An 8,449-nucleotide genomic window follows, 5' to 3' on the forward strand; every position below is an offset into this window, starting at 1 on the left:
TATTTTGACTTTTAATATATGGAGAAGTAAGATGAATTTAGACGGTTTAAATGATATGCAAAAAAGAGCAGTCAAGAAAACTGATGGACCGCTTCTTATAATAGCTGGTGCCGGAAGCGGCAAAACACGTGTGCTTACGCACAGGATAGCCTATCTTATTGAAGACTGCGATGTTGCACCATATAATATACTTGCAATTACATTTACAAATAAAGCTGCAGCTGAGATGAAAGAGCGTGTGGAAAAGATAACACCGCTCGGAAGCCAGGTGTGGGTAAGTACATTTCATTCGACATGTGTAAGAATTCTTAGAAGATACATAGACCGTCTGGGTTATGATACTAATTTTACTATATATGATACGGATGACCAGAAAAGTGTTATAAAAGAAGCGTGCAAAAAACTTAACATTGACACAAAAATGCTCAAAGAACGCACAATCATGAGTGCAATTTCAAGGGCAAAGGACGAGCTTGTCACTCCTGACGAAATGGAGATAAATGCAGGCAACGATTATAATGCAAAAAGAATTGCCGGTGTTTACCGTGAATATCAGAAAATGCTCAAAACGAATAATGCACTTGATTTTGATGATTTGATATTTAAAACTGTCGAGCTTTTTAAACAAAATGAAGACATTTTGACTGCATATCAGGAAAGATTCCGCTATATCATGGTGGATGAGTATCAGGATACAAATACAGTGCAGTTTAAATTTGTGAGTATGCTTGCCGGAAAATATGGAAATCTCTGTGTTGTCGGTGATGATGACCAGTCAATATATAAGTTCAGAGGTGCCAATATCCAGAATATTCTTAATTTTGAAAATACATTTGATTCTGCAAAAGTAATAAAGCTTGAGCAGAATTACCGTTCAACTAAGACTATTCTTGAAGCGGCAAACAGTGTTATTAAAAATAATCTTGGTAGAAAAGACAAGACGCTCTGGACAGCTAATAATGAAGGTGAAAAGATTAATTTCTGTCTTTATGAAGATGCATATAAAGAAGCGGAAGGCGTTGTAAATGGAATCTGTGCAAAGGTAAGAGATGGATGGAACTATAATGATATAGCTATCCTTTACAGAACAAATGCACAGTCAAGACTTCTAGAGGAACGTCTTATTGTAAGAAATGTTCCGTACAGGATATACGGTGGTGTTAATTTCTATCAGCGAAAAGAGATTAAGGATATACTTGCATATCTTAAAACAATTGATAATGGAATGGATGCACAGGCAGTACGTCGTATTATTAATGTCCCAAAGCGTGGAATCGGTGCAACAACACTCGAACGTATACAGAATTTTGCAGATTATAACGGATGTACATTCTGGGATGCTTTGTGTAATGCTTCGCAGATTCCTGACATCGGACGCTCTCTTAATAAGATAGAAAATTTTGTGACACTTATTCTGGGGTTTAAGGCAAAACAGGAATATATGTCAATACAGGAACTTACTGAGTCGGTTGTAAGAGACACAGGATATATAGAATATCTGTCTGAGAGTGAAACAAAAGAAGAAGTAGAAAACAGACAGGAAAATATTGATGAATTTATCAATAAAATTGTAAGTTACGAGGTGGGAGATGCACAAAATGATTTTGATGATTCAGTAAATAATACTTTGGAACCGACTTCTGTTGTAGATGGCAAAGAGGCTGTTCAGGTTGCTGACAATGAACATTTTAAGCCTACATTGAGCGGATTTTTGTCTGAAGTTGCACTTATTGCTGATATTGATAATCTTGACCAGTCAGGCAATCAGGTGATGCTTATGACGCTCCACAGTGCAAAAGGTTTGGAATTTCCTATTGTATACATGACAGGACTTGAGGATGGACTTTTTCCGAGCTATATGACAATCGTATCCGATGACCCGACGGATGTAGAAGAAGAACGCCGTCTTTGTTATGTGGGAATTACACGTGCACAGAAAGAACTGAACATAAGTAGTGCAAAACAGCGTATGGTTCATGGTGAAACACAGATGAATAAAGTATCACGTTTTGTCAATGAAATTCCAAAGGAACTTTTAAATATTGAAAATCAGGCAACAGGTTATAATAAGTCAAAGATTGCTTTTGGCGGTGAGACAGAGCCCGGAGAGTCATCGAAATTTAATTTCCGTGCGAGTGCAAAAGACGCATTAAGCAGATATGGAAGCGGTAATACAACTTCATATTCAAGCTATAATACAAACCGTGTGAGTATTTCGGGAAAAACAGGATATGCAAAACGAGGAAATGTTACAAATTACGGAAGTACATCAACAGGTTATAGTAGTGCGGGAAGAACTTTTACGGGTGTACAGCGTGATGCCGTAAAAAATGTTTCTTCTGCATCGACGAATAAAAAAGTAGGCTTTGGTAAAGAATTTCCTATGGATATATTCGATTTGAAAAAGTCAGGGAAAACTGTTTCAAACATATCAAAAAATGTTGATAATCCGAGTGCAAAAACGGGTGTTGGTGCACAACCACAAGGACAGACATCTTCAGGTCTTTCGTCACGACTTGGTTATAATGTGGGAGACATGGTCTCACATGTGAAATTCGGCAAAGGAAAAGTGCTTTCAATCGATGCGGCAACAAGAGACTACATGGTAACTGTGGAGTTTCAGGAGTATGGCATAAAAAAGATGCTTGCAGGCTTTGCACGATTAAAAAAACAGTAGTAAAATCGTTTTTTTTATGATACAATGATTTTATAAAAAATTGAAATGATGAAATTGAAGAAATAAATGAAAGGGGCATATATTATGAATAAAGATAAGATTGAAGAATTAATTGCAGCCAGCAAGCTTGGTGAACTTCTCCACAAGAAGGAAGAAGAGGAAGAAAAAAATAAGTGCTGTAAATGGGTGCTTATTGTTCTTGCAGTAATCGGTGCCGTAGCTGCTATAGCAGCAATTGCATATGGTGTATACAGATATTTTACACCAGATTATCTTGATGATTTTGATGATGATTATGATGACGATTTTGAAGATGATTTCGAGGATGACTTTGAAGACGAAGATAAGTAATTATCATATTCAATTGGAAGTTTAATGTTGCCACCGGTCGTGCGTCTGTTCGGCTGGTGGCATATTTTACGTATGAAGCGGATATATTTTGTACCTGTAGAAACTGAATATGTTGTATTATGCAGGTCGTGAGAAAATAGAGATTAAAGCTGTCAGGCTTGGAAGGAGCATATGTGAGAAAAGGCGATATTTGTGAAGGATATGTAGAGAAAATTGAGTTTCCTAATAAAGGGTATGTGTGGGTTGATGAGGATGGCATGAAGACAAGAGTTATAGTTAAAAATGCAGTGCCGGGACAGAAAGTAAGATTTGCAGTTAACAAAAAACGCAAAGACAAATGTGAAGGAAGACTGCTTGAAGTTCTCGAAAATTCACCTCTTGAAAAAAAGTGTTATGAAGAGGGAAAAGTCTGTAAATATTTTGGAAAATGCGGCGGTTGTGTATATCAGAGCATGGAGTATAGCGAGCAGTTAAAGATGAAAGAAAGTCAGGTGAAAAGCATACTTGACGAAGCTGTAAAAGGTGATTTTGAATTTGAAGGAATAATCGGAAGTCCCGTTAATGAAAGCTACCGTAATAAGATGGAATTTACTTTTGGCGATGAAGTAAAAGGCGGTGAACTTGCACTCGGACTTCATAAAAGAAACAGTACATATGATATTGTCACAGTAAATGGATGTAAAATTGTGGATAACGATTTCAGCAGAATACTTGATTGTGTATGCAGCTATTTTAAAGAGAAAAATCTGCCATATTTTCATAAGATGACACATGAGGGATATTTAAGACATCTTCTTGTGAGAAAAGCAGTAAAAACAGGTCAGATTCTTGTTGATATAGTAACAACAACCCAGCTTGATTTTGATATGTCTGAAATTACTGAAAAATTACGAAATCTTCAGCTTGACGGATTACTTGTCGGGTTTTTGCATACTTATAACGACAGTATTGCTGATGTTGTAAAAAATGAGCGTACAGAGATACTTTTCGGACAGGATTATATTCAGGAAGAGCTGCTAGGACTTACATTCAATATTTCTGCATTTTCATTTTTCCAGACGAACTCGCTCGGGGCAGAGGTCCTTTATTCAAAGGCAAGGGAGTATGTCGGAACGACCAAAGATAAGGTTGTATTTGACCTCTATAGTGGTACAGGCACAATTGCCCAGATTCTTGCACCTGTGGCAAAGAAGGTAATCGGTGTGGAAATTGTTGCCGAGGCCGTCGATGCCGCCCGTGAAAATGCCAGACTTAACGGACTTTCAAATTGTGAATTCATCGCTGAAGATGTCTTAAAGGCTCTTGATAACATAAATGAACGTCCTGACTTAATCGTGCTTGACCCTCCGCGTGACGGAATCCACCCTAAGGCGTTAAAGAAAATTATCGACTACGGTGTTGACCATATGGTCTACATTTCATGTAAACCGACATCACTCGCCCGTGACCTAGAGATGCTGCAGGCTTGCGGCTACGAGGTGGAGCGTGGGTGCTGTGTGGACATGTTTCCAGGAACGGTGCATGTGGAGACTGTGGTAGGACTACACAGAAAGGATATGTAGAAATCCTTGAATTTACGCACTTTGTAGAGCTTTTCAGCTTCAACAGGATTGCTGAAAATCACAAGGAAAAAGAGCTTGTGAGGAAGGTAACGGTTGTTGTGGCATCAGACCTCGGTTGTGGGAACACAAATAATTCTGAATATGAAAGTAAATAGAGAACTATCAGATATGTTGATAGAACGTAGGGATACTTGAAAGAGTGTCCCTATTTTTTATATTAGGGCATTCCATTAGGAGTGCCTTTTTCAATTCACTTTAGAAGGAGGTCATACAATGACAAACACAGCGTTAGGAGCAGGAGCTGAAAAAGCCCAAGAAATTATTTTTATCAGCGAAGCACATGAGAAATTCTACTACAAGAAATTAAAAGAAGTAAGGTATCAGGATGTGTACCACAAGGCACTTTGCTACTGTCTTGGCATTAACGATGATACCAGAAGAAATGCCAATCGCATTTATGATTTTAAGACAGGCAGTGTAAAAACAGAATGTTTGCATGAAGGCTGGCAGACCAGCGGAAGCGTGAAAGTAGTCAGAATGGCATTTAATTTATATTGCAATGCCACACCAAGCGTGGATGATTACAAGGACGCAGAGGAGCAGATTAACGAGTGCAGGCAGTACACAGTGGAAGAATTGTTCTGCTGTGCCTATGCACCATATTTTTGGCAGGCAATACAAATCCGGTATCCGGAATATGCAACCTATAACCGGAAACTGTATGCCCTGTTTGGAGGAGCAGATTGATGTTAAAGGTTCGATTGATGGGAACAAAGAATGATATTAAATGGTTTGGAAAGATTTTGCAAAGAAATTCCAAAATCGAAGTGACAGAGTTTTCAGATTTATACCAGAATAAAGGGACAAAGAAGTTTTACAGAGCGTATGTAGAAGTGAAAAAGACTAATGTAGCAGAGAGTAAAGGAGAATGTATCATGTGTAAAATAATAGCAATCGCAAATCAAAAAGGCGGAGTCGGAAAGACCACCACAACAAGCAACTTGGGAATAGGACTGGCAAAGCAGGGCAAGAGAGTTCTGCTGATAGATGCCGATGCACAGGGCAGTTTGACTGCAAGTTTGGGATTTACAGAGCCGGACAAGCTGGAGGAAACACTTGCGACGGTGATGGCGAATATCATCAATGATGTGGAAATGGAAGGTGATTACGGGATTTTAAGGCATGAGGAAGGAATTGACCTTATGCCCGGCAATATCGAATTATCCGGTCTGGAGGTATCTCTGGTAAATGTCATGAGCAGGGAACTTGTGATGCGTTCCTATATAGAGCAGGTGAAAGAAAGATATGATTATATCCTGATTGACTGTATGCCTTCACTTGGCATGATAACCATAAATGCATTTGCCTGTGCGGATAGTATCTTAATCCCGGTACAGGCGGCATATCTGCCAGTGAAAGGTCTGGAACAGCTTATTAAGACGATTGGTAAGGTGAAGCGTCAGATAAATCCGAAGCTATCCATTGAGGGTATTTTGCTGACCATGGTTGACTGCAGGACAAATTATGCAAAGGACATCAGTGCATTACTGATTGAGAATTATGGAAGCAAAGTAAGGATATTTGAGAATAGTATTCCGATTTCCGTAAGAGCTGCCGAGATTTCGGCAGAGGGCGTCAGCATCTATCAGCATGACCCAAAGGGAAAAGTAGCAAGAGCCTATCAATCTTTGATGGAGGAGGTGCTTGGCAATGAATAAGGCAGGAAGTGCAGCAAAGGTAAAGCTAAACAGTTTTGATGATTTATTCGGTGCTTCTGATATGACAGTGGGCACCGATCAGGTGCAGGAGATACCGCTTTCAGAGCTTTATGAGTTCAAAGGACACCCTTTTAAGGTTCTGGATGATGAAAAGATGCAGGAAACAGTGGAGAGCATCAGAAATTATGGTGTGCTTATGCCTGGTATTGCAAGACCAAGGGCAGAGGGCGGTTATGAAATAATCGCCGGACACCGCAGGAAACATGGGTGTGAGCTTGCAGGTCTTTCCACCATGCCTATGTTTATCAGAGATTATAACGATGATGAAGCTACGGTGATTATGGTGGATACCAATATCCAGCGGGAAGATATTCTCCCAAGTGAAAAAGCAAGAGCCTATTCGATGAAGTATGAAGCCATGAAGCATCAGGGCAAAAAAGGAAATGGAAGCAGTCTTGATGAAGTTGGAGAAGCAGCCGGAGAGAGTGGAAAGACAGTTCAGCGTTATATGTGGCTTGCCCGTCTGTCAGATGAATTACTGGATATGGTTGATCAGAAGAAAATCGGTCTGGTACAGGGTGTTGACATATCTTTTCTGACAGAACAGGCACAGGAATGGGTGCAGGTCATTCTTGAAGAAACGGGTGCAGCTATCTCGACTACCCAATCATCAAAGTTAAAGTTATATGGGAAAAAAGGCGAGCTGACTCTGCCAATGGTAAGACTGATCTTGACAGAGGAAAAGCCAAAGGAAAGAAAAGTTACAATCAAGGCTGATAAAATCAGCAGATATTTTACGGAGGATTATTCCAGTGAGGATATAGAAAACATTATCTATCAGCTATTGGAAGAATGGAACACCGGAAAGGTGTCGAATAAGCAGTAAAGGAGGCACGGTAAAGTGGGCGATACAATAAACTTTGACTATTACTACGGAATTGAAGCAGAGCAGTTCTCTTTTTATCGTGTTCCCCGACTTTTGATTAAAGACGAGAGATTTAAGGGGCTTAGCAGTGATGCTAAGCTCCTCTATGGGCTGATGCTTGACAGGATGTCATTATCCATGAAAAACGGCTGGCTGGACGATGAAAATAGGGCATACATTATTTATACGGTGGATGCAATTATGGAAGATTTGGGATGTGCAAAGGCAACCTGCGTTAAGATTATGAAAGAGCTTGATACCGAAAACGGAATCGGTCTGATTGAAAAGAAACGCCGTGGACTTGGAAAGCCGGACATAATCTATGTGAAGAATTTTTCTACAATTACTGATGCACAGACAGAAAAAAAGTCCGATAATGCTGATAAAACCACAGAAGTTCACAATGCAGACTTTAAGAGGTTCAGAAAGTGAACTTGCAGAAGTTCATAAAGCAGACCCTATTTATACTAACTATAATCAAACTAACCAGAGTTATACTGATATAAGTTATACCAATCCTATCAATCAATCTAGTAATGAGAGTGAGTCAGAAAAAAGGATTGATTTGATGGATGATGTAAATGCATACATAGAACTGATTAAGGATAACATCGAATATGAGCATCACATGAAGTACGATGATTGGCAGAACAAGGCTTTGTATGAGGAGCTTTTTGAGGTTATCTGTGAGGTTGTATGTGTAAAACGTACAACGATCCGGATAGCAGGCGAGGATTATCCATATGAGCTTGTAAAATCTAAATTTCTGAAGCTGAACAGTGGACATCTGGAGTATGTGATTGGCTGTATGCATGATACAAATACGAAAATAACCAATATCAAGGCATATATGGTTGCTGCTCTTTATAATGCCCCCTCAACGATGAACCATTATTATCAGCAGGAAGTGCAGCACGATATGTACGGAGGTGGCTGGCATGAAAAAGGCATTGTTTAAAATAATTATTCCGGTATGCGTTCTTGTTCTGTGGATGATTACCTGTTATCCGGTTTGTAATAAAGCAGATTGGTTTGATTATTTCCTTTATTGGATTTTGGTAGGATGTCCCTATGGTATCAGAAAAATGTGCATGTTCCTTGTGCCGAAGAATTTTGGTATTGCAGGAAGTATGGGAATACTGGCACTGAATTGTATCGTTGGAGGTCTGATTGGTGGTATTATTGTTCTTGTGAGGATTATCGTTATATTTACGGA

Annotated in this window: 7 protein-coding genes and 1 pseudogene; all 8 read left to right on the forward strand. The window is 39.3% G+C overall.

The genetic code is table 11. From position 1 onward, the window contains the following. Positions 1-31 precede the first annotated feature (31 nt). Complete coding sequence (locus WMO38_RS13900; protein WP_349163091.1) at positions 32-2,677, forward strand: ATP-dependent helicase; 2,646 nt, start codon at positions 32-34, stop codon at positions 2,675-2,677. Positions 2,678-2,761: 84 nt separating this feature from the next. Next, positions 2,762-3,028 carry a hypothetical protein gene (locus WMO38_RS13905; RefSeq protein ID WP_021866666.1) on the forward strand — a complete coding sequence of 89 codons (267 nt, stop codon included), beginning with the start codon at positions 2,762-2,764 and terminating at the stop codon, positions 3,026-3,028. 173 nt (positions 3,029-3,201) lie between these two features. After that, positions 3,202-4,590 carry a 23S rRNA (uracil(1939)-C(5))-methyltransferase RlmD gene (gene rlmD, locus WMO38_RS13910; RefSeq protein ID WP_349163092.1) on the forward strand — a complete coding sequence of 463 codons (1,389 nt, stop codon included), beginning with the start codon at positions 3,202-3,204 and terminating at the stop codon, positions 4,588-4,590. A gap of 273 nt (positions 4,591-4,863) precedes the next feature. Continuing rightward, positions 4,864-5,337: a DUF6075 family protein gene (locus WMO38_RS13915; protein WP_349163093.1), complete on the forward strand. Its 474-nt coding sequence runs from the start codon at positions 4,864-4,866 to the stop codon at positions 5,335-5,337. Between the two features lie 188 nt (positions 5,338-5,525). Further along, positions 5,526-6,308 (forward strand): ParA family protein, encoded by a 783-nt coding sequence (locus WMO38_RS13920; RefSeq protein WP_349163096.1) that lies wholly within the window; start codon positions 5,526-5,528, stop codon positions 6,306-6,308. Next, on the forward strand, positions 6,301-7,194 hold the full coding sequence (locus tag WMO38_RS13925) for a ParB/RepB/Spo0J family partition protein (protein WP_349163094.1): 894 nt from the start codon (positions 6,301-6,303) through the stop codon (positions 7,192-7,194). Before WMO38_RS13920 ends, WMO38_RS13925 begins: the two co-directional genes overlap by 8 nt. Positions 7,195-7,209: 15 nt before the next feature. Further along, positions 7,210-8,191, forward strand: a pseudogene (locus WMO38_RS13930) (DUF6017 domain-containing protein). Then, the coding region (locus WMO38_RS13935; RefSeq protein ID WP_349163095.1) for a DUF6050 family protein at positions 8,172-8,449 on the forward strand (278 nt) is incomplete at its 3' end. The pseudogene WMO38_RS13930 and the gene WMO38_RS13935, both read left to right, overlap by 20 nt.

Origin of the sequence: Lachnospira hominis (ex Hitch et al. 2025), from assembly GCF_040096395.1 — a bacterium.
GTDB lineage: Bacteria > Bacillota > Clostridia > Lachnospirales > Lachnospiraceae > Lachnospira > Lachnospira hominis.